Origin of the sequence: Nocardioides mangrovi (genome assembly GCF_020073815.1) — a bacterium.
GTDB lineage: Bacteria > Actinomycetota > Actinomycetes > Propionibacteriales > Nocardioidaceae > Nocardioides > Nocardioides mangrovi.
This window is the reverse complement of the sequence record NZ_JAIQZJ010000005.1, coordinates 78,549-100,727: the sequence shown is the minus strand read 5'-3', so window position 1 is coordinate 100,727 and position 22,179 is coordinate 78,549. Positions and strand designations below refer to the sequence as shown.

The 22,179-nt window shown below is 72.5% G+C and carries 22 protein-coding genes; 6 read left to right on the top strand and 16 right to left on the bottom strand.

The features are described from left to right. Positions 1–8: 8 nt before the first annotated feature. On the top strand, positions 9–1,217 hold the full coding sequence (locus tag K8U61_RS10430) for a DUF4032 domain-containing protein (protein WP_224122948.1): 1,209 nt from the start codon (positions 9–11) through the stop codon (positions 1,215–1,217). A 4-nt stretch (positions 1,218–1,221) separates the two neighbouring features. Here the strand turns inward: K8U61_RS10430 and K8U61_RS10425 are convergent, their stop codons facing one another. The 12 genes from K8U61_RS10425 to K8U61_RS10370 form a co-directional block, all read right to left on the bottom strand. After that, positions 1,222–1,782 (bottom strand): hypothetical protein, encoded by a 561-nt coding sequence (locus K8U61_RS10425; protein ID WP_224122947.1) that lies wholly within the window; start codon positions 1,780–1,782, stop codon positions 1,222–1,224. 6 nt (positions 1,783–1,788) lie between these two features. Then, the gene (locus K8U61_RS10420; protein ID WP_224122946.1) at positions 1,789–3,432 is read right to left on the bottom strand and encodes a choice-of-anchor P family protein; all 1,644 of its coding nucleotides are present in this window, start codon (positions 3,430–3,432) and stop codon (positions 1,789–1,791) included. Continuing rightward, positions 3,429–4,136 carry an ABC transporter ATP-binding protein gene (locus K8U61_RS10415; protein ID WP_224122945.1) on the bottom strand — a complete coding sequence of 236 codons (708 nt, stop codon included), beginning with the start codon at positions 4,134–4,136 and terminating at the stop codon, positions 3,429–3,431. Before K8U61_RS10415 ends, K8U61_RS10420 begins: the two co-directional genes overlap by 4 nt. Further along, positions 4,133–4,948 (bottom strand): ABC transporter ATP-binding protein, encoded by an 816-nt coding sequence (locus K8U61_RS10410; RefSeq protein WP_224122944.1) that lies wholly within the window; start codon positions 4,946–4,948, stop codon positions 4,133–4,135. The genes K8U61_RS10415 and K8U61_RS10410 overlap by 4 nt, the downstream gene beginning before the upstream one ends. Next, entirely contained in the window at positions 4,929–6,923 is a 1,995-nt protein-coding gene (locus K8U61_RS10405; RefSeq protein WP_224122943.1) for a branched-chain amino acid ABC transporter permease, read from the bottom strand. Before K8U61_RS10405 ends, K8U61_RS10410 begins: the two co-directional genes overlap by 20 nt. A 6-nt stretch (positions 6,924–6,929) precedes the next feature. After that, on the bottom strand, positions 6,930–8,372 hold the full coding sequence (locus K8U61_RS10400) for an ABC transporter substrate-binding protein (RefSeq protein ID WP_224122942.1): 1,443 nt from the start codon (positions 8,370–8,372) through the stop codon (positions 6,930–6,932). Positions 8,373–8,466: 94 nt separating this feature from the next. After that, positions 8,467–9,912, bottom strand: a complete 1,446-nt coding sequence (locus tag K8U61_RS10395; protein ID WP_224122941.1) for an ABC transporter substrate-binding protein — start codon at positions 9,910–9,912, stop codon at positions 8,467–8,469. Positions 9,913–9,974: 62 nt separating this feature from the next. Further along, complete coding sequence (locus K8U61_RS10390; protein ID WP_224122940.1) at positions 9,975–11,429, bottom strand: metallophosphoesterase; 1,455 nt, start codon at positions 11,427–11,429, stop codon at positions 9,975–9,977. Between the two features lie 50 nt (positions 11,430–11,479). Next, entirely contained in the window at positions 11,480–12,436 is a 957-nt protein-coding gene (gene rlmB / locus K8U61_RS10385; RefSeq protein ID WP_224122939.1) for a 23S rRNA (guanosine(2251)-2'-O)-methyltransferase RlmB, read from the bottom strand. After that, positions 12,436–13,815: a cysteine--tRNA ligase gene (cysS, locus tag K8U61_RS10380; protein WP_224122938.1), complete on the bottom strand. Its 1,380-nt coding sequence runs from the start codon at positions 13,813–13,815 to the stop codon at positions 12,436–12,438. Before cysS ends, rlmB begins: the two co-directional genes overlap by 1 nt. Positions 13,816–13,867: 52 nt before the next feature. Next, positions 13,868–14,647, bottom strand: coding sequence for an SDR family NAD(P)-dependent oxidoreductase (locus tag K8U61_RS10375; protein WP_224122937.1), 780 nt, complete (start codon positions 14,645–14,647; stop codon positions 13,868–13,870). After that, positions 14,640–16,193, bottom strand: a complete 1,554-nt coding sequence (locus K8U61_RS10370) for a molybdopterin-dependent oxidoreductase (RefSeq protein ID WP_224122936.1) — start codon at positions 16,191–16,193, stop codon at positions 14,640–14,642. The genes K8U61_RS10375 and K8U61_RS10370 overlap by 8 nt, the downstream gene beginning before the upstream one ends. A gap of 31 nt (positions 16,194–16,224) precedes the next feature. Between K8U61_RS10370 and ispF the strand changes: the two genes are divergently transcribed. Next, positions 16,225–16,704 (top strand): 2-C-methyl-D-erythritol 2,4-cyclodiphosphate synthase, encoded by a 480-nt coding sequence (gene ispF, locus K8U61_RS10365; protein WP_224122935.1) that lies wholly within the window; start codon positions 16,225–16,227, stop codon positions 16,702–16,704. Positions 16,705–16,710: 6 nt separating this feature from the next. Here the strand turns inward: ispF and nirD are convergent, their stop codons facing one another. Further along, the gene (nirD, locus tag K8U61_RS10360; protein WP_224122934.1) at positions 16,711–17,073 is read right to left on the bottom strand and encodes a nitrite reductase small subunit NirD; all 363 of its coding nucleotides are present in this window, start codon (positions 17,071–17,073) and stop codon (positions 16,711–16,713) included. Positions 17,074–17,219: 146 nt separating this feature from the next. Between nirD and K8U61_RS10355 the strand changes: the two genes are divergently transcribed. Further along, complete coding sequence (locus K8U61_RS10355) at positions 17,220–17,891, top strand: IspD/TarI family cytidylyltransferase (protein ID WP_224122933.1); 672 nt, start codon at positions 17,220–17,222, stop codon at positions 17,889–17,891. An 18-nt stretch (positions 17,892–17,909) separates the two neighbouring features. Here the strand turns inward: K8U61_RS10355 and K8U61_RS10350 are convergent, their stop codons facing one another. Both K8U61_RS10350 and K8U61_RS10345 read right to left on the bottom strand, forming a co-directional pair. Beyond that, the gene (locus tag K8U61_RS10350; protein ID WP_224122932.1) at positions 17,910–18,455 is read right to left on the bottom strand and encodes a 2-C-methyl-D-erythritol 4-phosphate cytidylyltransferase; all 546 of its coding nucleotides are present in this window, start codon (positions 18,453–18,455) and stop codon (positions 17,910–17,912) included. Between the two features lie 85 nt (positions 18,456–18,540). Next, positions 18,541–19,026, bottom strand: coding sequence for a CarD family transcriptional regulator (locus tag K8U61_RS10345; RefSeq protein WP_011757466.1), 486 nt, complete (start codon positions 19,024–19,026; stop codon positions 18,541–18,543). Between the two features lie 205 nt (positions 19,027–19,231). Here K8U61_RS10345 and K8U61_RS10340 point away from each other — a divergent pair, with 205 nt between their 5' ends. The 3 genes from K8U61_RS10340 (at position 19,232) to K8U61_RS10330 (ending at position 21,456) form a co-directional block, all read left to right on the top strand. Beyond that, positions 19,232–20,047: a UbiA family prenyltransferase gene (locus K8U61_RS10340; RefSeq protein WP_224122931.1), complete on the top strand. Its 816-nt coding sequence runs from the start codon at positions 19,232–19,234 to the stop codon at positions 20,045–20,047. Between the two features lie 82 nt (positions 20,048–20,129). Beyond that, complete coding sequence (locus K8U61_RS10335; RefSeq protein WP_224122930.1) at positions 20,130–20,699, top strand: hypothetical protein; 570 nt, start codon at positions 20,130–20,132, stop codon at positions 20,697–20,699. A 13-nt stretch (positions 20,700–20,712) separates the two neighbouring features. Continuing rightward, on the top strand, positions 20,713–21,456 hold the full coding sequence (locus tag K8U61_RS10330; protein ID WP_224122929.1) for a phosphoglyceromutase: 744 nt from the start codon (positions 20,713–20,715) through the stop codon (positions 21,454–21,456). Between the two features lie 28 nt (positions 21,457–21,484). Here K8U61_RS10330 and phoU read toward each other — a convergent pair whose 3' ends face one another. Next, positions 21,485–22,141 (bottom strand): phosphate signaling complex protein PhoU, encoded by a 657-nt coding sequence (gene phoU / locus K8U61_RS10325; RefSeq protein ID WP_224122928.1) that lies wholly within the window; start codon positions 22,139–22,141, stop codon positions 21,485–21,487. Positions 22,142–22,179: the final 38 nt, after the last annotated feature.

The window sequence follows — 22,179 nt, the reverse complement described above, 5'->3', positions numbered from 1 at the left end:
TCAGGAGCGTGGCACTCCGCATCGTCGCCAACCGGCCGGACCCGGCGCTCCTCGCGCTGCCGTGGTCGACCCCGCTGGAGGAGTGGACCGAGCACGTGGTCCCGCTCCCCCGCGGCCTCTCGCGGCACGTGGTGCGGATCGTGCGGCTCGGCGACACGACGTACGCCGTCAAGGAGACCGTCGAGGAGATCGCGTTCCGGGAGTACCGCCTGCTGCGCGACCTGCACCGCATCGGCCTGCCCGCGGTGGTGCCGAAGGGCGTCGTCACGGGCCGGGTCGATGCCGACGGCGAGGAGCTGGGCGCCTGCCTGCTGACCGAGCACCTGCGCTTCTCGCTGCCCTACCGCAGCCTCTTCGCGCACGGCCTCAGCGCCGACAACCTGCCCTCGCTGGTGGACGCGATGGTGGTGCTGCTCGTGCGGCTGCACCTGGCCGACTTCTACTGGGGCGACGTGTCGCTGTCGAACGTGCTCTTCCGGCGCGACGCGGGCGGGTTCGCGGCGTACCTCGTCGACGCCGAGACCGGCGAGCTCAAGCCCAACCTCTCCCGCCAGCTGCGCGAGCACGACCTGACCGTGGCCACCGAGAACGTCTTCGCGGAGCTGCTCGACCTGCAGGCGAGCGACTCCCTCGACCACGAGGTGCAGGCCCACGACATCGTCGAGCTCCTGCGTGACCGCTACGACTCGCTGTGGGCGGAGCTGACCGCGGTCGAGGAGTTCACGACCGCGGAGATGTGGCGGATCGAGCAGCGGGTGGAGCGGCTCAACGACCTCGGCTTCGACGTCGACGAGCTCGACATCGTCACCGACTGGGACGGCGACGAGGTCCGGATCCAGCCGAAGGTCGTCGAGGCCGGTCACCACAGCCGGGAGCTCCAGGCGCTGACCGGCCTGCACGTCGAGGACGCGCAGGCCCGGCGGCTGCTCAACGACATCGCGGCCTTCACCGCCGCCAACGACCTCGGCCGCGAGGACCGCAGCCTGGTCGCCAACCGGTGGCTGACCCAGGTCTACGAGCCGGTCGTCGCGCTGATCCCGCCGCAGGCGCGGGGAAAGCTCGAGCCGGCGGAGTTCTTCCACGAGGTGCTGGTGCACCGGTGGTACCTCTCCGAGCGCGCCGGCCTCGAGGTCGACATCCGGGTCACCGCCCGCGACTACGTCGACACCGTGCTCGTCGAGAAGCCCGAGGAAGCGGTCACCGCCGACGACGAGTGACGGGTCACGGTCGACACACGCGGCAGACCGTGAGGTGGCCGTTGTCCTCGCCGACCGGGCGCAGGTCCTCGCGGTGCGCGATGAGGGCGCAGTCGCGGCGGTGCACGGTCGTGCCGTCGCCGGCGGTCACCGGCAGCGCCGAGACGTCGACGCCGTCGTCCCGGGTGGCGGCCGACCGGGACGTGACGTCGGCCAGCACCAGCAGGGTGTCGGCGAGGCGGCGGTTGGACTCACGACCGTCGGCGGCGATCCGCGCCAGCCAGGCGCCGAAGTAGAGGAACCCGCCGGTGAAGGTCAGGCCGAGGCCGAGGAGGCCGCCGGAGACGAGGTAGGACAGCTGGTCGTACTGGTAGGGCGTGTTGGCCGCGCCGTACCACCCGAGCACGATCACCACGAGCCCGAGCGGGAGCAGGATCGCGCCCGCCCAGAACAGCACGAGCTGGAGCAGCTGGTAGTGGTTGTCCTTCAGCGGCGCGGCACCGGAGCCGGTCCGGCTGCCTGCCCGGGGCAGTCCGACCGAGAGCCGGTCACTGGCGGCCGGGGTCGCGGGGGTCATCGCGGTCATGGCGGGTCACGCCTTTCGGAGGTCGGGCAGGCCGCTGTCGAGGCCGTGCGAGCAGGATCCGGCGCCACCGAGGGTGAGGACGCCGATACGACGGAGCCAGGTGCCGGCGACGGCGCCGAGGGCGATGCCGCCGGCGAGGATCGCGCCGGGGATGGAGTAGAGCGGCGGGAGGCCGGACCCGGCGAGCTGGGCGTCGCCCAGGTCGTCGGCCGCGGCGGGTGCGTCGCCACTGGTGGCGGGAGGCGCCCCGCCCGAGCTCGGGGCGCTCCCGCCGGAGGCGGCGGAGCCGCCCCCACCCGAGCCCGTGCCGCCGGACGCGCTCGGGTCGTTGTCGGGGATGTCGGTGGGGACCTTGATCCCCTGCACGGTGTCGACCGAGGTCGACGCGTTGCCCAGGCTCAGCACGATCTTCGGCGAGAGGCCGGCGACCGCCTGCAGCAGCGACTTGAGCTCGCCGGCCTCGCTGGGCACGGCGTCCACGAGCTGGTCGATCGGCAGCGCGTCGAGCTTCTTGCGGAGCTGGGCGAGGTCGAGGACGACCCGCAGCCCGGTCATGGTGCTGATGGCTTTGGCGCCGTCCTTCGTGCGCACCGGCTTGGGCAGCTCGAGGCGTACGCCGAGCTGCTTGAGCGCCGCGGACGCCTGGTCGGGCAGACCGGGGATCGCCTGCTGCTGGCCGGCGGCCTCGAGGCCGTCGGGTCCGAAGGAGAACTCCTGGCCGGCGATCGTCAGGCCTCCGATCGTGGCCTTCCCGGCCGGCTTGCCGGTGGCACCGTCGGTGCTGCTGGAGCTGGTGACGACGAGGCCGTCGAGGGTGATGACGCCGCCGAGCAGCGACACGTCGCCGAGAGCGGACCGGGCGGTGGTGACGACGCTGCCGGCCTTCGCGACCGACTGGCTGGAGGAGGTGAGCCCCTCGACGTCGACGACCGCCGCGAGCTCGGGCGGCAGGCCGGGCGTGGTGGAGCCTGCGTCGTCCCCGCTGCCGTCTCCGTCGCTGCCGCCGGCGCCGGCCCCCGAGGAGCCGGTGATCGCGGCGCCGAAGTCGGCGAGCGCGTCCGAGGCACCGGGCAGCCCGGGCAGCCCGGGCAGCTGGGGGAGGCCGGGGACGCCGGGCGTGCCTTCGTCCCCGGCCTGGTCCTGGTCGTCGCCGCCGGTGCCGTCCTGCACCTGGCCGTCCGGCGAGAAGCCGGCCTGGGCGACGGTCCTCCCCGTGCTCGCGCTGGTGCGCATCACGGTGCCGGGGAACGGCTCGTCCGTCTGCTGGTCCTCCCCGCCGGGCTGGGTGGAGTTGACCTGCACCGGGTAGCCGTTCTCCCCGAGCTGCTCGGGGAGCCCCAGCTGCTCGACGAAGGTCTTGAACCCCTCGCCGACCGGGTCGCCCGGCCACAGCCAGCTGGCCCGGCCGGCCGAGCTGCCGGAGTCGGCCTCGACGGTGGTGTAGCCGACCTCGACCTCGAGCTGCGGCGTCGCCGGGATCGGGATGGTCGGCTCGTAGACCTCGATCATCAGCGGCGTCGCCGTCGCGGTCGAGCTGTAGCCCGAGAACCCCGCCTTGGCGTCCGCGGCCTGCGCGCTCGGCCCGGCCGAGACCGGGAGGGCGGCGCCGGCCAGGGCCGCGACCGCGAGGGGAACGAGGTACCGCTTCATGCTGCGCCTCCCAGGATGACGTCGGCCATGGTGGCCATGACCTCGGCGGGCTCGCCGGTGGCCACGATGCGTCCGCCGGTCATGACGGCCGCGTAGTCGGAGACCCGCAAGGCGGTGCGGGCGAACTGCTCGATGCAGAGGATGGAGACACCGCTCTCGGCGATCTGCGCGACGGTGTCGTAGAGCTCGTCGACGATCAGCGGCGCCAGGCCCATCGAGAGCTCGTCGAGCAGCAGCAGCGCCGGGTCGGAGGCGAGCGCCCGCGACATCGCGAGCATCTGCTGCTCGCCGCCGGACATCGTGCCGGCGAGCTGGTGGCGGCGCTGGTGGAGCCGGGGGAAGTAGGTGTAGGCCGTGTCGAGGACGGCGTCGACGGCGACCCCGGCGTACGACATCAGCGTGAGGTTCTCCTCGACCGAGAGGTTGGGGAAGACCGACCGGCCCTCGGGGATGGTGCACAGCCCCAGCCGCGCGAGCTGCTCGGGGTCGGCGTCCTGCACGTGCACGCCGCCGAGGTGGATGTCGCCGGAGGTCGGCCGCTTCTCGCCGCTGATGACCTTGACCAGCGTCGACTTGCCCGCGCCGTTGGGCCCGAGCAGCGCCATCACCGCGCCCTTGGGCACCTGGAGGTCGACGCCGCGCAGGACCTCGATCCGGCCGTACGCCGCGTGCAGGTCCATCACCTCGAGGATCGGGACGCTCATGGGGTCACCGCCGGGATGCTCATCGTGGTCTCCACCGCCGGGAGGTCGGTGCGGGTGTCGTCGTTCGCGCGGTCGTGGTCCTCGGGCTCGTCGGCGTAGCCGAGGTAGGCCCGCTGGACCTCGCGGTCGGCGCGGATCACGGCCGGCGGCCCGGACGCGATCACCCTGCCGAAGTCGAGGACGTGGATGTCGTCGCAGACCGACATGACGAGGTCCATGTCGTGCTCGACCATGAGGATCGCGCGACCCTCGGCGGCGAGCTCCGCGAGCAGCTCGCCGAACGCGTCGGTCTCGCTCTCGTCGAGGCCGGAGGACGGCTCGTCGAGCAGCAGGATCTTGGGGTCGCCGGCCAGGCAGCGGGCCAGCTCCAGGAGCCGCGCGGCGCCGGTCGGGATCGAGTCGGCCCGGTCGCCGGCGTACGCTGCGATGCCGACCCGCTCCAGCAGCCCGTCGACGTCGACGGCCGAGGGCCGCAGCACACCGAGCAGCCCGCGGTGGATGTCGCGGGCGACCCGGACGTTGTCCCGGACGCTCAGCGAGCCGAAGGCCTCCAGCCGCTGGAAGGTGCGCCCCATCCCCCGGCGCGCGCGACGGTGCACGGGCAGCCGGGTGACGCTGCGGCCCTCGAAGAGCACCCGCCCGTGGGTCGGGCGCTGCAGGCCGCTGATCACGTTGAAGCAAGTGGTCTTGCCGGCACCGTTGGGCCCGATGAGGCCGGTGATCCGGCCGGCGTCGGCGGTGAAGGCGGCGTGGTCGACGGCGGTCACCCCGCCGAACTGGACGACGACGTCGTCAACCTCGAGCAGCGACATGGACGCCCACCTCCTCGTCGTGGGCAGGGTCCGGAATCGTGGTCAGTCCCGAGAGGGGTACGGCGTTGTCCTCGCCGGAGTCGGCGCGGCTCCGGGGTAGGGGCAGCACCGGGATCGCCGTGCGGATCCGGTCGCCGAAGCGCCGGTCGAGCCGGTGGCCCAGGCCGAAGAGCAGGTTGGCGATGCCGTTGGGGTCGCGGCCCAGCGCGACCGCACCGAAGCCGAGGATCGCGAAGACCAGCCCCGCCAGCTCGGGCCGGGAGCTCTGCAGCACCGGCAGCAGCATCAGGCCGACACCGCCGAGCGCCGCGCCGGTCACCGAGGTGACGCCGCAGACCACGGCGAGCAGCAGAAGCGGCAGGCTGTTGAAGAGCTGGAAGTCGGCGGCGCCGATGGTGCCGCGGAGGCCGGCGAAGAGTCCGCCGGCGAGGCCCGCCATCCCGGCGGAGAGGCCGAACAGCGCGACCCGGAACCACCGCATGTCCAGGCCGAGCGTCCCGCACGCGGCCGGGCTGTCGCGCATCGCGATGAGCAGCCGGCCGAGGACCCCACGACGCAGCTGGAGCAGCACGACCGCCATCAGCACGAAGAACACGCTCATCACGAGGACGTAGCCACCCGTGGAGGTGAAAGACCGGCCGAGCACCGAGAGCCGCTCGGCGTGGAGCGTGCCGTTGTAGCCGAAGGCGAAGTCGGCCTGGAAGACCAGCTTGTCCATCAGCACGCCGAAGGCCAGCGTCGCGAGCGCGAGGTAGAGACCCGTCAGCCGCAGCACCGGCAGCGCGACCAGCGCCCCCACGAGCGCGGCGATCAGCGCCGACATGAGGAGCCCGTAGAGGTTGGGCTCGTCGAGCTTGGCGTAGGCCAGCGCACCGACCCCCGCGAAGGTGAACTGCGCGAGCGAGACGTGGCCGCCGTACCCGGTCAGCAGCACCAGCGACAGCATCACCATGGCGTACGTCGCCGCCGTCCCGACGAGCAGGAGGTTGGCGTCGGACATGGCGGCGGTGAGCACCGCGACGCCGAGGACGAGGACGAGGCCCCAGCCGAGCGACTTCGGGAAGGACGGCTGCGGCGCCGAGACGATGCCCTTGACCTGGCCGATCCGCAGCTGGGCCTGGGGCATCGCGATGATCACGACGAAGAGGAAGAGCGCGGGAACCACGGCGCGCAGCCCGGCGAGGTTGCCCTCGGTGGGCAGGTAGGCGACCGCGAAAGACTGCAGGATGCCCAGCCCCATCGCGCCGACGAAGGTCAGCGGCAGGCTCTTGAGCTTGCCGAGCATCGCGGCGGCGTACGCGTTGATCACCAGCAGCGTGAGGTCGTAGTAGGAAAGGCCGATGACGGGCGTCAGCAGGATGCCGGCGAGCGCCGCGAGTGAGATGCCGATCGCCCACGACAGCGAGGCGACCCGGTCGGGCCGGCCGCCGAAGAGGCGCAGCAGCATCGGGTTGTCGACGGCGGCACGCATGGCGGTGCCGATCCGGGTGCGGTTGAGCAGCAGGTAGAGCAGCCCCGCGACGACCACCGACAACGCGATGGTGATCATCTGGTGCGCGGTCACGTAGGTGCCGCCGATCTCCATGCCCTGGTCGGGCAGGAAGGGCGGGAGGGTGCGCGGCTCGGGCGGCCACAGGTACTGCGCGAGGCCGATCAGGCCCACGAACAGGCCGACCGTCACGACCAGCGAGACGCTGACCGGCGCGTCGCCGAGGCCGCGGGTGACGAACCGCTGCACGAACCAGCCCGTGCCGGGCGCGACCACGCCGAGCACCAGGACGAGCGAGAGCCACAGCGGCATCCCCTGGCGCTGGCTGAAGTCCCAGAAGATGAAGGCCATCACCATGCCGAACGCGCCGTGGGCGATGTTGAAGACGCGCGTGGTCGTGTAGGTGAGCACCAGGCCGCTGGCCGCGATCGCGTACGCCGCGCCCGTGAAGAGGCCGAGGATCGTGAAGGAGAGGATGGTCGACATCCGAGGTCAGCTCCCGTCGAGGAGAGGTCCGCACTGGAAGCCCGAGACCTGGTGCCACTTGCCACCGTCGAGCTGGAGGAGACCGCCACAGTTGGCGGTCGTCTTGGCGCCGACCTGCTGGGGCACGTGCAGCCCGTTGCCGGTCCAGTTCCGCACGCCCTTGAGCGCGGCGACCATCGACGCGCGGGTGAGCCTGCCGCCCAGCTCGACGGCCTTCTCGACGAAGAGCCGGGCCGCCGACCACGCGTAGAGGCCGTAGTAGTTGGGCACCGCACCCGGCTTCACCTGGTCCAGCCAGGAGCGATAGAGCTGCATCTCCTTGACGGAGTAGTCGTCGAACATCTTGGTGGTCGTCCAGGCGTAGACGCCGTCGCCGTTGTCACCGGACTGGTCGACGAAGTTCTGGTCGTAGATCGTCGAGTCCTGGACGAACGCGTCCGGCTCGAATCCCTGCTGCTGCATGGCGTCGAGGAGCTTGACGGTGTTCTGGTAGGGGCCTGTGTAGGTGACGAGCTTGATGCCCTTGTCCTTCATCTGCTGGACGTACGGCGCGTAGTTGAACTCCGAGACGTCGATCCCCTGGAAGTAGTCGACCTTCCAGCCCGCCCGGTCGTAGGCGTTGCGGAACTTCTCGGCGTTGACCGACGCGGCGCCGGCGTTGATGTAGAGCACGGCCGCGTGCTGGGTGGCGTCCTTGTCCTTGCCCAGGAAGTAGCGCGGCATCGCGCCGTTGACGGCGTCCGGGTCGACGGCCTGGGCGGCGAAGCAGGTCGAGCAGTCGCGCCGCTCGGGCGTCGTCGTGGTCGAGCGGATGTCGGGGAGGCCGCAGGACTGTGCCGCGGCGGCACCGCCCGAGTCGAAGGCCGACATCGAGCCGACCGCGGCGAACGCGTCGTCGCAGGCCTTCGTGTAGGCCGTCTGGTCGGCGCCGGCGTCGGCGCGGCTGTCGAGCGACTCGACCTCGAGCTTGCGCCCGCAGATGTCGTTGGCGGAGTTGAAGTAGGCGGCGTAGGCGCGGGTCGCCTGCTGGGCCGACTCGAAGATGCCGGGCACCGGTCCGCTGATGTCCGACACGTTGGCGATGGTGATCGTCTTGTCGGTGATGCCGGTCTGGTTCTTGAAGCCGTCGCAGCTGCCGGCCTTCGTGTCGCCCGCGGCGGCGTTGGCGCCCGTGCCCTGCTGGGCGTCACCGGCGCCGCCGCCCGACGACCCGGACGAGTCGGACGAGCCGGAGCCGCCGCCCGACGTACTGCCGTCGCCACCGAGGTCGCCCGAGGAGCCGCTCGTGCCGCCGGAGCCGCCCGCGGCGCTGCCGTCGCCGAGGGCGCCCGAGCCACCGGTCGTCGTGCCGTTGACCTGCGCCACCGTCTCCGGGTCGAGCTGGGACCCGCAGGCGGCCAGGGCCGCGCACAGGGCGCCGGCGGCGAACACGGACAGGAGCCTGCGCATCGTCTTCCCTCCACGAATCAGAACACGTTCCACCTCCCCAACGAGGGCCTCGGAGGAAGGTGACGGGGAACACATGAGAAATCTGGACAGGTGTCTAGCCGACGGTGGTGACGCCGGAGCACTGGTACCTGGTGCCGCCGGCCGGGACCCACTTCCCGTGCTCGAGGCGGATGAACCGCCAGCAGGGCGGCGCGTGCTTGCTGCCGACGAGCTGGGGTGCGTGCAGGCCGTTGGCCGTCCAGTCGTCGACCGTCTTCAGGTCGGCGACCAGGGCGCTCCGGCTGAGCCTGGCACCGAGGCCGGTCGCCCGCTCGACGAAGAGGCGCGCGGCCGACCACGCGAAGAGCCCGAAGAACGACGGCGTCGCGCCCGGCTTCACCTGGTCGAGCCAGCTCAGGTAGAGCTGGAGCTCGCGGTTGCTGCCCGCCTCCTCGAACGGCGTGAAGTTGATGAAGACGGTCGTGCCCTCGACGGCGTCGCCGCCGGACTCGACGTACTCCGGCGAGTAGGCGGTCGGGTCGATCATGAAGACGTCGGGCTTGAAGCCCTGCTGCTTCATCGCCTGCGCGAGCCGGACGAACTGGGCGCTCGACGCGATCATCTGGACGTACTCGACGCCCTTGTCCTTCATCTGCTGGACGTACGGCGCGTAGTTGAACTCGGAGATGTCGATGCCCTGCACGTAGTCGAAGTGCATGCCGCGCTTGGTCATCGCGGCCGCCTGGGTCTTGCCGTTCTCGGCAGCCGCGCCCGCGTTGATGTAGAGCATCGCCGCATGGTCGGCCGCGTCCGGGAAGTTCTTGATGACGTAGTCGGGCACGGCGTTCTGGAACTCGTGCGCGTTGGCGGACTCGGCGGCGAAGCACGTGGTGCAGGCCTGGCGGTCCGTGGTCGTGGCCGCTGCGCGGATGTCCGGCAGCCCGCAGCCCTGGGCCGTCGAGGCGCCGCCGGAGTCGAAGGCCGACATCGACCCGACCATCGCGAAGGTCTCGTCGCAGCCCTTGGCGTAGGCCTGCTGGTCGGCGGCCGCGTCGGTGCGGCTGTCGTAGGTCACCAGCTGGAGCTTGCGGCCGCAGATGTCGCTCTGGGAGTTGAAGTAGGCGACGTACGCGCGGGCGCCCTCCTGGGCGGACTCGAAGAGCCCCGGCACCGGACCGCTGATGTCGGAGGCGTTGCCCAGGGTGATCGTGTCGTCGGTGATCCCGGTCTGGTTCTTGAACCCGTCGCAGCTGCCGGCCTTGGCCGACCCGGTCGCGGCGTTGGCCCCGGTGCCCTCCGTCGCCGCCCCGTCACCGCCCGACCCACCCGTCGCGGACGAGCCGCCGGTGCCGCCGTCACCGGTCGAGCCGCCGCCCCCGGTCGTCGTACCGGGTACCGATCCGTCCGGCCCGGCGGCCGTCCCGCCGCCCGTGTCCGAGGTGCCGACACCGGTCCCACCGACCGCGGCCACCGTCTCCGGATCGAGCTGGGACCCGCAGGCGGTGAGGCCCAGGACCAGGCTCGCGGACGCGGCCATCGCGGCCAGTGCGGTGCGGTTCATGGCCCGTCAACGACGGGCTCCTCCCGAGGTGACGTCGGTCACTCGGCGTCCGGAATGGAGGTCTACTCCGCCGGGGTCAGCGAGAGCGGCACCCAGCTGCCGATGGCGTAGTCGCCGTTGGTGCGCAGGGTGACCCACTGGATGCCGGTGGGCCGGCCGTCGGCGTAGGTGATCAGGCTGATGTCGGCGTCGCGGCGCGGCTTGCTGCCCAGGGCGATGGCGTACGCCGCGCCACCGGTGGTGCCGGTCGTGTAGCTGTAGCCGGCCTGGCCGTTCTCCCCGACGACCCGGGTCGGGCCGACGCGGACGTGCAGGTGGCCGCCGAGGACGAGGTCGGTGCAGCCGCGGTCGAGCGCCTCGCGGCCGAGGTTCGCGTCGTGAACGAGGATCGTGGTGACCCGCTCGTCGGCAGCGCAGGCGGCGTCGGCGATCCGGTCCTCGACGTCGGTGAAGCTCAGGCCGGTCTCGTCGCGCCAGCTGCCGAGGCCGCTCGATCGCGGGTCGTCGACGCCGAGCAGGGTGGTGTCGCCCGGGCCGTCGACGACCTCGCCGTCGAGCATCGTCCAGCCGTGGTCGGCGAGGTAGTCGTGGACGAAGTCGCCGTGGTCGTGGTTGCCCGCCACGCCCCACCGGTCGAGCCCCGCGAAGGCGGCGCTGACCGAGTCGAGGGAGAAGGCCTCCCAGCTCTTCCCGGCCGAGGTGTCGTCGCCGCCGTCGAAGACCGCCGTCGCGCCGGCGGCGTCGGCGACCGCCCGGGCGACCGGGTCCATGCCGATGTTGTCGTGCCGGTCGGAGACGAACGCGACGACCGTCTCCCCCTCCTGCGGCTCGCGGAGCGAGAGGCCGGCGGCCTCGTCGGCGGCCTCGGCGTAGAAGGTCTTGCTCTTGTCGTAGGTGTCGACCGCGCTCTCGATGAGCCGGTGGGTCTGGTCGGTGGTGACGTCGCCGCGCACCTCGATGTCCTCGGCGTCGTCGGGCAGGGGTACGTCGGGCCCGAGGAAGTCGGCCAGCGACACCCAGTCCTCCTCGTCCTCCATGTCGTCGTCGCCGGTCGACCAGGGCTGCCAGAGCGCGAGGCCGAGGAGCACGACCACGCCGACCGCGATCACGGCGTGGGGCGGCCGGAGCCGCGCGCGGATCTCGGCGCGGCGCGAGCGACCGACCAGCAGCCAGACGCCGATCGGCACCAGGCCGATCACGGCGCCCCGCAGCGCCGCGTCGAGCGCCATGTCCTGCACCGCCGCGCTGACCTTGGCGATCTGGCCCTCGGGCTGGCTGGCGATCAGCGCGTAGCGCTCCACGAGCTCGTCGGTCGACGCGGCGTCGGACTTGCCGAGCCGGATGTCGACGCCGATGCGCCCGCCGGCCGGGAGGCGTACGTCGGGCAGGACCGGCCCGGTGTAGACGACGGCCTCACCGGTGAAGTTCGGTCGCACGGTGGCGTCGTGGCTGGCGAGCACGACCTGGCGGCTGCTCGTGAGGAAGAGCGCGAGCCCGACAAGGACGGCACAGACCAACCAGACCCCGGCGTACGCCAGGGCCGTGATGATAGTGCGGCGGGACAGCCTCAGGCCCGCGCCTGCGCGATCGCGTAGAGGGCGACCGAGGCGGCCACGCTGGCGTTGAGGGACTCCACGGAGTTGACCATCGGGATCGACACGACCTCGTCGCAGGTCTCGGCCACCAGGCGGCTCAGCCCGCCGCCCTCGGCGCCGACCACGACGACCACCGGGCCGGTGCCCAGGTCGGCGAGCTCGCCCATCGACAGCGTGCCGCCCATGTCGAGGCCGACCGCCATGCAGCCGGCGTCCTGGTAGGCCTTGATCTGACGGGTGAGGTTGACCGTCTGCGCGACCGGGATGCGCGCCGCGGCACCGGCCGAGGTCTTCCAGGCCGCGGCGGTCATGCCCGCCGCGCGCCGGTCGGGGATGACGACGCCGTGCGCCCCGAAGGCGGCCGCGGAGCGCACGATCGCGCCGAGGTTGCGCGGGTCCGTCACGTGGTCGATCACGACGATCAACGGCGGCTCGCCGGCGTCGCTCGCCCGGTCGAGCAGGTCGTCGGCGTGGGCGTAGCTGTAGGCCGGAACCCGCGCCGCCAGGCCCTGGTGGCCGTTGAAGCCGGTGGTCCGGTCGAGCTCGGGCTTGGTGACCTCGAGCAGGCTGACGCCCAGCTCGGCGGCGAGCTGGAAGGCCTCGCGGAGCCGCCCGTCGCGCTCGGTGCCCTCGGCGACGTAGACGGCGTTGACCGGGACGCCCTCGCGCAGGGCCTCGACGACCGCGTTGCGGCCGATGATCCACTCCGCGTCACCGGTCGACCGCTTGCGCTGCGGCTTCCCTCCGCGCTTCGCGGCCGACCGCTCGGCGAGCTCGGCGTTCTTGTGCGCCTTGTGGTAGGGCCGGTCCTTGGCCTTCGGCGTCGGCCCCTTGCCCTCCAGGCCGCGGCGCACCCGGCCGCCCGACCCGGCGGTCGGCTTCTTGGCGGTCTTGCGGACCGACCCCTTGCGCTGACTGTTCCCTGCCATCAGGCGAGACTCCACTTCGGTCCATCGGGGGTGTCCTCGACCTCGATGCCGGCGGACTTGATCTGGTCGCGGATCGCGTCGGCGGTCGCGAAGTCCTTGGCCGCGCGGGCGGCCGCCCGCTGGTCGAGGAGGCCGGCGACGAGCGCGTCGACGGCGTCGGTGAGCTGCTGGTCGTCGCCGCCGCTGCCGCCCCACGCCGGGTCGGCGGGGTGCAGGCCCAGCACGTCGAGCATCGCGAGCACCTGGCCGGCGTACGGCGCCGGGTCGGCGGCCTTGTTGCCCTCGCGGACGGTGTCGTAGAGCACCGCGACGGCGGCCGGCGTGCCGAGGTCGTCGTCCATGGCGGCCACGAACGCGGCCGGCAGCTCGCCGGCCTCGGTGACCCCGGCGCGGTCGAGGAAGCTCTCGATCCGGCGGAAGCCCACGGCCGCCTCGTCGAGCGCCTCGAACGAGAACTCCACGTGGCTGCGGTAGTGGGCGGCGACGACGTAGTAGCGCAGCTCGATGCCGCGGTACTTCTCCAGCACCGCCGGAATGGTCAGCGAGTTGCCGAGCGACTTGCTCATCTTCTCGCCGGCGGTGGTGATCCAGGCGTTGTGCATCCAGTACGACGCGAACGGGTGGCCGGCCGCGCGGGACTGGGCCTGCTCGTTCTCGTGGTGCGGGAAGCGCAGGTCGACGCCGCCGCCGTGGATGTCGAAGGCGGGCCCGAGGTACTTGCCCGCCATCGCCGAGCACTCGATGTGCCAGCCCGGCCGGCCGCGGCCCCAGGGGCTCGGCCACGAGGCGGTCTCCGGCTCGGTCGCCTTCTTCCAGCCCTTCCAGAGCGCGAAGTCACGGGGGTCGCGCTTGCCGCGCGGGTCGGCGTCGCCGGCCGCCTCCATGTCGTCGATGCCCTGGCGGGTCAGCTCGCCGTACGACGGCCACGACCGCACGTCGAAGTAGACGTCGCCCGAGCCGTCCTCTGCGGCGTACGCGTGACCGCGGACGATGAGCTGCTCGATGAGCTCGACCATCTCCGGGATGTGGCCGGTGGCCAGCGGCTCGTACGTCGGCGGGGCGACGTTGAGCGCGGCGTAGGCCCGGTCGAGCTCGCGCTTCATGTCGTAGGCGAGGTTGTACCAGGGGCGACCCTGCGCCTCGGCCTTGCTGAGGATCTTGTCGTCGATGTCGGTGACGTTGCGGATGAACGTCACGTCGAAGCCCTTGACCCGCAGCCAACGCTGGAGCACGTCGAAGTTGACCGCCGAGCGGACGTGCCCGACGTGCGGCTCCGACTGGACCGTGAGACCGCAGACGTAGAGACCCGCCTTCCCCTCCTCGAGGGGAACGAAGTCACGGACTTCGCGGGTCGCGGTGTCGTACAGCCTGAAGGTCACCCGCCCAGTCTAGGGAGCCCGGGCGCTCCGCCTCACATCGTCGGGGCGGAGGTCAGGCGCCGTAGCCGCCGTCCACGTCGAGCTTCTGGCCGGAGACGAATCCGGCGCGGTCGGAGGCGAGGAAGCAGACCGCCTCGGCGACGTCGGTGGCGGTGCCGAAGCGACGCAGCGGGATGTTGCTCCGGGTGACGGCGAGCGCCTCCTCGGACAGCTCACCGGAGTCGATCAGCCGGGCGGCCATGCCGTCGGTGAGCATCCCGGGACCGACGGCGTTGACCCGGACGCCGTACCGGCCCTCCTCGGCGGCCAGCGCCCGCACCATCGCCTCGACCGCGGCCTTGGGCGCCGACGACAGGCCGTCGCGGACCGGGAAGCGGGTGGTGGCGGCGGTGGTGACGGCGACGATCGCGCCCTCGGTACGGCGCAGGTGCGGCAGCGCCGGGTGTGCGACCGCGAAGAAGCCGGCCGAGTCGGCCGCGAGCTGCGCGGCCATGTCGCGGGGGTCGACCCGGGAGAGGTGGGTCATCGGCACGTGCGGGCCCGCGGCGTAGACCAGCGTGTGCAGGCCTCCGTGGATCTCCGCCGCCTCGGCGACCGCCCGCGCCGCGTCGTCGGCGGCGCCGTCGCCGACCAGGTCGACGCGGTGCGACGAGGCGTGCACGCCCCAGCCCCGGGCCGCGTCGACGACGGCCTCGCCCTTCTCCGGCCGGGAGTGGTAGGTGACCGCGACGTTGCTGCCGCGGCTGGCCAGCATCCGGGTGATCGCGAGCCCCAGGCCGCCGCTGCCGCCGATCACCAGCGCAGCTCCCGTCCGGTCGCTGAACTCACCCATCGCTGTCGTCCTCCTCCGTCGCGGTGAACTGGATCGTGTGCCAGCCGGTGGCGCCATCGGGCAGCACGTCCTGCACCTCGCCGGTCTGCTGGGCTCCGGTCCGGTCGAGCGCGCGCACCTGGAGCTGGTGGTCGCCGGGCTCGACGTCGAGCGTCGCGGCCCACTGCACCCAGGTGTCGGCGTTCGGCACCGTCCCGATCTCCGCAGCCTGCCAGGGGCCGTTGTCGACCGAGACCTCGACCCCCGCGATGCCGGTGTGCTGGGACCAGGCCACGCCGCCGACCCGGCCGCCGGACGCCGCGATCGACCCGCCGTCCTCCGGTACGTCGATCCGCGACGCCGTCTTCACCGGGCCCATCTCCGACCACCCGCGCTTGGTCCAGAAGGCCTCGATGTCGTCGAAGCGGGTCACCTTCATCTCGACGACCCACTTGCAGGCGGAGACGTAGCCGTAGAGCCCCGGCACGATCGTCCGCACCGGGAAGCCGTGCTCGATCGGCAGCGGGCTGCCGTTCATCGCCACCGCGAGCATCGCGTTGCGACTGTCGGTCAGGGCGGCCAGCGGCGTCCCGCAGGTCCAGCCGTCGTCCGAGGTCTGGAGCACGGCGTCGGCGCCCTCCTGCACCCCCGCCTCGGCGAGCAGGTCGGCGATCCGGACGCCGCTCCACCACGCGTTGCCGATCAGGTCGCCGCCGACCGGGTTGGAGACGCAGTTGATCGTCACCCATGCCTGGGTGACCTGCCGCTCGATGAGCTGGCTGTAGGTGAGCACGACCTCGCGGTCGACCATGCCGTGGATGCGGAGCATCCAGTCCGACGGCTCGACGGTCGGCACCACGATCGCGGTGTCGACCCGGTAGAAGTCGGTGGCCGACGTCGCCCACGACGTCACGCCGGGTAGGCCGACCCGCACGCCGGCCGGCACCTCGGGAGCGCTGACACCGGGCAGCCGCAGCAGCCGTCGCGCCTCCTCGACGTGCCGGCGTCCGCGGCCGACGGTGCGTCCGACGACGCCGAGGGCGATCGAGCCCGCCACCATGATCCCGCCGCGGAGCAGGAACTCCCGCCGCGTGTGGTCGCGCGACAGCGGCTCCTCGGTCCGGGCGGCCACGTCGTGCCGGCGCAGCGGCTCGGTCAGGAGCGAGAGGCAGACCAACCAGGTCGCGAGCCCGAGCGCGACGGGCAGCAGGTCGACCGTGGTGGTCCCCCGCGTGGCGTGCACCGCGAGCCCGCCGACGACCGCCAGGGCCCCGAAGACGATGGTCGGCGCCCACCAGGTGCGCCGCGCGAGCAGGCCGGCCCACGCGAACAGCAGGGTGACCAGCAGCAGCACGATGAGCTGGAGGACGGTCTTGTCGTGGTGACCGAGCAGCCCGATCGCCCGCTCGACGATCCCGCCGGGGGTCAACCGGATGACCTGCTCGGCCACGGCGACCAGCGGCCACTCGTGGATGGTCACCACCATGGCGAGGCAGTAGCTGGCGGCCAGGCCGGCGTACCCGGCGACGAGGCCGGCGATCGACCAGGCGCTGCGGGAGGTCCTCACGGACTGATTCTCGCTCAGGCATGATCGACGCGTGCAGCAACCATGTCGTGTCGGCGTCGGCACCGACGTCCACCGGCTCGTGGACGGCGTCCCCCTCCACCTGGCCGGCCTGTCCTGGCCCGACGAGCCCCAGGGCCTCGAGGGGCACTCAGACGCCGACGTCGCCGCCCACGCGGCGTGCGACGCGCTGCTCTCGGCGGCCGGCCTGGGCGACCTCGGGTCCACCTTCGGCACCGCCGAGCCCGAGTGGGCCGGTGCCTCCGGCGTCGCCCTGCTCGAGGAGACGGTACGACGCGTCCGCGCCGCCGGGTTCGAGGTCGGCAACGTCGCGATCCAGGTGATCGGCAACCGGCCGCGGCTGGGCCCGCGGCGTCACGAGGCCCAGACGGTGCTCGGCGCAGCCGTGGGCGCCCCGGTGAGCGTCTCCGCGACCACCACCGACGGGCTCGGCCTCACCGGGCGCGGCGAGGGCGTGGCCGCGATCGCGACCGCGCTGGTCTACGAGGTCTAGCCCGGACTACGCGGCATCGTCGGACTTCCGGTGGCCCACCAGCACGACGCCCTCGACGACCCGCACGTCGTACGCCGGGACCGACACGTGGTGGTCGTCCAGGCACCTGCCGCTGCGCAGGTCGAAGGCGTGCTTGTGGCTGGGTGAGGCGACGAACGGCACGCCGTCGCGGACCCCGACGATCCCCTTCGCGATGACCGAGGCCTTGGCGAAGGGGTCGTGGTTGCCCAGCGCGTACACGCGGTCGTCGAGGGTCCGGAAGATCGCGATCGCCTGCCCGTGCACGAGCGCGGTCGCGCCGCGCTCCACCTCGAGCTCGGCGACCCGGCACACGGGTTGCCACTCCTCGGTGCTGCTCCCGGGCGCCATCCGGTCCCCTTCCGTGGCCCCGCCCAGTCCCCGGTGCGGGTGCCATGAACCTAGGAGTGACGCGTCAAGCACCTGTTTCGCCGTGTAACAGCCGTGAAAACACTTCCCCGACAGGCCCAGCGCGCGGCCTTCGTAGACTCCCCCCCGTGCCCGCCGCCGTCGTCGTCCTCGCCGCCGGGACCGGCTCGCGCGTCGGGGCCGACACCAACAAGGTGCTCCTCCCGCTCGGCGACGCGCCCGTCCTGGCCTGGTCGGTGCGCGCAGCGCTCGCCCTGGACGACGTACGCCGCGTCCTGGTCGTGGTGCGCGACGGGGAGCAGGAGGCGGTCGCGGCGGCGCTGGCCCCGCACCTCGGCGACGGCGAGGTCGGCCTGGTCGAGGGTGGTGCGACGCGGCACGCCTCGGAGTGGGCCGCGCTGGAGGCGCTGGCGCCGGAGATCGACGCCGGCGGGATCGACGTGGTGGCGATCCACGACGGCGCCCGGCCGCTCGCCGGGGCGGGTCTCTTCGAGGCCACGCTCGCCGCGGCGCGGGAGCACGGCGGCGCGATCCCGGTGGTCCGGCTGCCCGGGCTGCTGGCGCTGGACGGTCACGCGCTGCCGGCCGAGCTCGACGGCGTGCAGACCCCGCAGGCGTTCCGCGCCGGCGCGCTGCTCGCGGCCTACACCGCCGCCGCCTCGGACGGCTTCGAGGGCACCGACACGGCGGCCTGCTGGAGCCGGTACGCCGGCCTGCCGGTCGCGGCGGTGCCGAGCTCGGCGGCCAACCTGAAGGTGACCTTCCCCGAGGACCTCGCCCTCGCGCTGCGCCTGGCCTGACCGGGGCTCAGACGGAGCTCACTCGTGGGCGGTCAGCGCCTCGAGCACGCGGATGTCCTCGGTGGAGCCCACCCGCCGCGCCTCCGCCGGCGCCTGGACGAGCTCGACCGGGAAGCGGCGGCGCAGCTGGGCGACCAGCTCGACGAAGTCGGTGGTCGGCACGTCGTCGAGCGCGCCGACGACCTCGGGCGGCAGCACCACCGGCGAGGCCACGCTCACCAGCGCGTCCCGGTCCACCGTGGCCCCGACGAGGCCGTCCTCGACGACCTTGACGGTGTCGGTGACGGGTCGGACGCCGACCACGACGCAGGCGTGCTCGACCGCCCGCTCGACGCACGCGGCGAGGAAGGCCGGCGGCGTCATCGGGCACAGCGCATCGTGGAGCACGAAGGGCTCCTCCGCGGCCGTGATCCCCGCCCAGGTGGTCCCCGTGTCGACCGGGGTCACCCCGGCCTCGCCGAGCGCCCAGACGGCGGCAGCCACCAGCGCCTCGCCGTGGATCAGGGCGTAGGGCAGGTGGCCCCGGTCCTCGTCGACGACCGTGCCCAGCGCCTCCAGCTCCATGGGGACGACCCTACAAACGGCCCCGGACATGCGACGAGGCCCCGGACCAAACGGTCCGGGGCCTCGTCGTACGTCGTGCTGCGGCTCAGGAGGCGAGCACCTCGTCGAGGAGGGCCTCCGCCTTGTCCTCGTTGGTGTGCTCGGCCAGCGCCAGCTCGGAGACCAGGATCTGCCGGGCCTTCGCCAGCATCCGCTTCTCACCGGCCGAGAGGCCGCGGTCGCGCTCACGGCGCCACAGGTCGCGGACGACCTCGGCCACCTTCATGACGTCGCCGCTGTGCAGCTTCTCCAGGTTGGCCTTGTAGCGACGCGACCAGTTCGTGGGCTCCTCGACGTGCGCGGCACGGAGGACGTCGAACACCCGGTCGAGACCTTCCTTGTCGACGACGTCACGAACACCCACGAGATCGAGGTTGCACGCCGGGACGCGCACCACGAGGTCCTGCTGGGCGACGATCCGGAGTACGAGGTACTGCCTGTCCTCTCCCTTGATCTTCCGCATCTCGATGTCCTCGATGACTGCGGCTCCGTGATTCGGGTAAACAACCGTTTCGCCGACGGTGAAAGTCATATGTCAGGTACCCCTTCCTAGGTGAACATTCTAACACGTCCCTGCGTGGGCTCCCGAAGCGTTTGCGCAGGTCAGAGCGGCTATCCGGGCTTGACAGAACCCGCTGTGGTGTGGTGGCGGCCCTGCCCGGCAGTGGTCCGGACGTCCGGAATCCGGGCACCTCGGGGCGGTTTCCGGTGCCGCCGAGCGGTCGATACTGCCGGGTATGTCACGCACGTTGCGCCGGCGGCCGGAGGCCGCTGAGACGGACCAGGAGGAGGCCCCCGGATCGGGCGTCGAGGCGCTCGCCGCACGGCGGGCCGAGCGACGCCGCAGCCTGGGCCACACCACGGCCGTGCTGCTGCTCCGGGCCGCCCACCCGCGCCAGGCGCTGCTGACCGCCGGCGGGATGGCCGTGGCCGCTGCGATCAGCGGTCGGTCCGGTCGCGAGGTGGTGCTCGTGCTCGCCACCGTGCTCGTCGGGCAGGCGATCCTCGGCTGGCACAACGATCTGGTCGACCGAGCCCGCGACGAGGCTGCGGGCCGCACCGCGAAGCCGGTGGCCGGCGGCCTGCTCGACCCCGGCACCGCGTGGTTCGCGCTCATCTGCGGCGTCCTGCTGCTGGTCCCGCTCTCGATCTCCAACGGCGTCACCGCCGGCTGCCTCTACCTCGTCTCCGTCGCGATCGGGCTGACCGGCAACGTGCTGCTGCGCCACGGCCTCCTCTCGTGGCTCACCTGGGCGGCGTCGTACGCGCTCCTGCCGGGCTTCCTCTCGTACGGCGGGTGGGGCGGCGCCACGGTCGGCGACCCGCCCCAGGTGGCGATGGTCGTCCTCGCGGCGCTGCTCGGGGTCGGCGTGCACGTGCTGAGCGCGCTGCCGGGCCTGGTGGCCGACCACGAGGCCGGCGACCGTCACCTGCCGCTGCGGATCGCGCTGCGGATCGGGGCCACGCGGCTGCTGGTCCTGTCCCTGCTGTGGACCCTGCTCGTGCTGGTGGCGATGCTCCTGGTCGGCGACTCGGTCGGGCTGCGGGCCTGACCACGGGCTCCTCGGCAGGACGAGGAGCGCGAACGCTAGGCTGTGCCCGCACCGTCCTCGCCGACCCGTGAAGGCCTCAGAGATGCCCCTCCGCCAGTCCGCTCGCCTGCTCGCCGCCACCGGCGCGCTGCTGCTCGCCGCGCCCGTGCTCACCTCGTGCGGCTTCGACTACGCGACCGACCGCGACTACACCCCCGGGGCAGGCACCAACGACCGGGACGCCCTGGTCGACGTGCTGGCAGCCGTGGTCGTGTCGGGCCAGGAGGGCTCCGGCACCTTCATCGCCTCCTTCGCGAACAACAAGGACGACGAGGAGGCGACGGTCACCGGGATCTCGGGCACCGTCACCAAGAGCCCCGACGACGAGGGCGCGTCGACCGACCTGTCCTTCGACTCGTTCTCCCCGATCACCATCCCGGCCGGTGGCCTGGTCAACCTCGCCGACGACGACAGCGGGATCGTGGTGACCGGCGACTTCGCGGCCGGCGACTTCCTGGACGTGACCGTCACCTTCGGCGACGGGACGAGCACCGACCTCGAGGTGCCGACGTACACCAACTGCGGTGACTACGAAGGCCTCGACACCTCGTCCGACACGCCGGACCCCGACCAGTGCACGGTCGAGACCCCGGACGCCGAGACCGACCACTGACACGAGGCACCCGATGACCTACACCCTGGTCCTGCTCCGCCACGGCGAGAGCGAGTGGAACGCCAAGAACCTCTTCACCGGGTGGGTCGACGTCCCGCTCAACGACAAGGGCCGCGCCGAGGGTCAGCACGCCGGTGAGCTGCTGCGCGACGAGGGCGTGCTGCCCGACGTCGTGCACACCTCGCTCCTGCGCCGGGCGATCAACACCGCCGCGATGGCGCTCGACGTCGCCGACCGGCACTGGATCCCGGTGCGCCGCTCCTGGCGGCTCAACGAGCGCCACTACGGCGCCCTCCAGGGGAAGAACAAGAAGGAGACCCTGGACGCCTACGGCGAGGAGCAGTTCATGCTCTGGCGGCGCTCCTTCGACGTCCCGCCGCCGCCGATCGAGGACGACAGCGAGTGGTCCCAGGCCGGGCTGCCGCAGTACGCCGACCTCGGCGACGAGATGCCGCGCACCGAGTGCCTCGCGGACGTCATCGAGCGCTTCCTGCCCTACTGGGAGTCCGACATCGTGCCGGACCTCCGAGCCGGCCGGACCGTGCTCGTCGCCGCGCACGGCAACAGCCTGCGCGCCCTGGTCAAGCACCTCGACGGCATCAGCGACGAGGACATCGCCGGCCTCAACATCCCGACCGGCATGCCGCTGGTCTACGAGCTCGACGACGACCTGCGCCCCACCGTGCCCGGCGGGCGCTACCTCGACCCCGAGGCGGCCGCCGAGGCCGCTGCCGCGGTCGCCAACCAGGGCCGCTGACGCGGCCCCGACTGCCTGACCGATCCCCTCAGGCGTCGACCGAGGTGGGGTTCTCGCCGGTGACGACGAAGACGACCCGGTTGGCCACCGAGACCGCGTGGTCGGCGATCCGCTCGTAGTAGCGCCCGAGGAGGGCGATGTCGACCGCCGCCTCGACGCCGTGGCTCCAGTCGGCGGAGAGCAGCGCGGTGAAGCTGCCGCGGCGCAGCCGGTCCATCTCCTCGTCGGCGCGGACGAGCGCGAGGGCCTCGTCGACGCTGCGCTCGCGGATGATGGTCGAGACCCGGCTGACCATCTCCTCGGCGACCTCGGCCATCCGCTCGATGGTCGGTCGGACGTCGTCGGGCACGGCGAGGTTGGGCACCCGCAGCCGCGCGATCTTCGCGACGTGGACGGACAGGTCGCCCATCCGCTCCAGCTCGCTCACCATCCGCAGCGCGGCGACGACGGTGCGCAGGTCGCTGGCGACCGGCTGCTGCAGCGAGAGCAGCAGGAACGCGGAGTCCTCGACGCGCTCGCGCGCCCGGTCGATGTCGACGTCGGCGCTGATCACCTTCTCCGCCGTCGAGGCGTCGCCGGTCAGCAGCGCCTCGGTGGCGAGTCGGACCGCGGTCTCGACGCTCCCGCAGATGTCGGCGAGGTCGCCGAACATGGTGTCGAGCTGGTCGTGGAATGCCTCGCGCATGCTCCGAGCCTATGCGCGGCGGGTGACCCGCGTGAAAG

What these genes read in the sequence shown, in the direction of transcription:
- K8U61_RS10425 (WP_224122947.1), bottom strand. Translation starts at nt 1,782, where the DNA reads ATGACCGCGATGACCCCCGCGACCCCGGCCGCCAGTGACCGGCTCTCG.
- K8U61_RS10420 (WP_224122946.1), bottom strand. Translation starts at nt 3,432, where the DNA reads ATGAAGCGGTACCTCGTTCCCCTCGCGGTCGCGGCCCTGGCCGGCGCC.
- K8U61_RS10415 (WP_224122945.1), bottom strand. Translation starts at nt 4,136, where the DNA reads ATGAGCGTCCCGATCCTCGAGGTGATGGACCTGCACGCGGCGTACGGC.
- K8U61_RS10410 (WP_224122944.1), bottom strand. Translation starts at nt 4,948, where the DNA reads ATGTCGCTGCTCGAGGTTGACGACGTCGTCGTCCAGTTCGGCGGGGTG.
- K8U61_RS10405 (WP_224122943.1), bottom strand. Translation starts at nt 6,923, where the DNA reads ATGTCGACCATCCTCTCCTTCACGATCCTCGGCCTCTTCACGGGCGCG.
- K8U61_RS10400 (WP_224122942.1), bottom strand. Translation starts at nt 8,372, where the DNA reads ATGCGCAGGCTCCTGTCCGTGTTCGCCGCCGGCGCCCTGTGCGCGGCC.
- K8U61_RS10395 (WP_224122941.1), bottom strand. Translation starts at nt 9,912, where the DNA reads ATGAACCGCACCGCACTGGCCGCGATGGCCGCGTCCGCGAGCCTGGTC.
- rlmB (WP_224122939.1), bottom strand. Translation starts at nt 12,436, where the DNA reads ATGGCAGGGAACAGTCAGCGCAAGGGGTCGGTCCGCAAGACCGCCAAG.
- K8U61_RS10375 (WP_224122937.1), bottom strand. Translation starts at nt 14,647, where the DNA reads ATGGGTGAGTTCAGCGACCGGACGGGAGCTGCGCTGGTGATCGGCGGC.
- nirD (WP_224122934.1), bottom strand. Translation starts at nt 17,073, where the DNA reads ATGGCGCCCGGGAGCAGCACCGAGGAGTGGCAACCCGTGTGCCGGGTC.
- K8U61_RS10350 (WP_224122932.1), bottom strand. Translation starts at nt 18,455, where the DNA reads ATGGAGCTGGAGGCGCTGGGCACGGTCGTCGACGAGGACCGGGGCCAC.
- K8U61_RS10345 (WP_011757466.1), bottom strand. Translation starts at nt 19,026, where the DNA reads ATGACTTTCACCGTCGGCGAAACGGTTGTTTACCCGAATCACGGAGCC.
- K8U61_RS10340 (WP_224122931.1), top strand. Translation starts at nt 19,232, where the DNA reads ATGTCACGCACGTTGCGCCGGCGGCCGGAGGCCGCTGAGACGGACCAG.
- K8U61_RS10335 (WP_224122930.1), top strand. Translation starts at nt 20,130, where the DNA reads ATGCCCCTCCGCCAGTCCGCTCGCCTGCTCGCCGCCACCGGCGCGCTG.
- K8U61_RS10330 (WP_224122929.1), top strand. Translation starts at nt 20,713, where the DNA reads ATGACCTACACCCTGGTCCTGCTCCGCCACGGCGAGAGCGAGTGGAAC.
- phoU (WP_224122928.1), bottom strand. Translation starts at nt 22,141, where the DNA reads ATGCGCGAGGCATTCCACGACCAGCTCGACACCATGTTCGGCGACCTC.